The sequence below is a fragment of the Aliidiomarina sanyensis genome (genome assembly GCF_003987175.1).
In the GTDB taxonomy this organism is placed as follows: Bacteria; Pseudomonadota; Gammaproteobacteria; order Enterobacterales; family Alteromonadaceae; genus Aliidiomarina; species Aliidiomarina sanyensis.
Window position 1 is genome coordinate 1 of sequence record NZ_PIPM01000045.1, and the last position, 686, is coordinate 686.

Annotated in this window: 2 protein-coding genes; one reads left to right on the plus strand and one right to left on the minus strand. The window is 45.9% G+C overall.

Features of this window, described 5'->3' with window-relative positions:
- Nucleotides 1-128: AsnC family transcriptional regulator (locus tag CWE11_RS12010; protein WP_126777860.1), on the minus strand; the 128-nt coding region annotated here is incomplete at its 3' end.
- Nucleotides 129-293: 165 nt separating this feature from the next.
- Between CWE11_RS12010 and CWE11_RS12015 the strand changes: the two genes are divergently transcribed.
- A partial coding sequence (locus CWE11_RS12015) for a class-II aminoacyl-tRNA synthetase family protein (RefSeq protein WP_476692298.1) occupies nucleotides 294-686 on the plus strand: 393 nt, incomplete at its 3' end.

A 686-nucleotide genomic window follows, 5' to 3' on the forward strand; every position in this document is an offset into this window, starting at 1 on the left:
CGCATTTTCTCGACGCGGACATGCACCGTTGCGGGTGATACTCGGTTTGCTTTGGCAATTTCGGCATACGAAAGGCGGGCATTCTCGGTCAGTGCGTTCAGTATGTTTTTATCCAAATTGTCGATCATCTATCAATTCCCGCTTTATCCGCCATTTGATTAAACAAAATCTATCTAAAAACGCATTTACTGTAAATAAATTATATCAATAACGATAAATGGAAATTGACTGTTGAATGTTTAGCTGCAATGGCGATAAAAAGGTTAGGAAGTTAATCAATTGGAGCCATCATAATGAAAGCCGTATTTCTAACCCAGCAAGCCGAAATAAAATATATAAAACAAAAGTTTACTGAAGCACTTTGTGATGCGCTCAATTTAACAGAGATCCAAGCGCCCATGCTGACGGACCCAACACAGGGTATTCAGGACACGCTCTCTGGCTACGAACGCGCGGTGCAAGTGCCAGTCAAAGCGTTGCAGCAGCAGTTCGAAGTGGTGCACTCGTTGGCTAAATGGAAACGGGCGACCTTGGGTCATTATGGATTTGAGCCAGGCGAGGGGATTGTCACGCATATGAAAGCGCTGCGCGCCGATGAGGAAACTTTGAGTCCTGTGCATTCGGTGTATGTGGACCAATGGGATTGGGAGCAGATTATTGCGGATCGCCACCGGACGGAAGCGCAG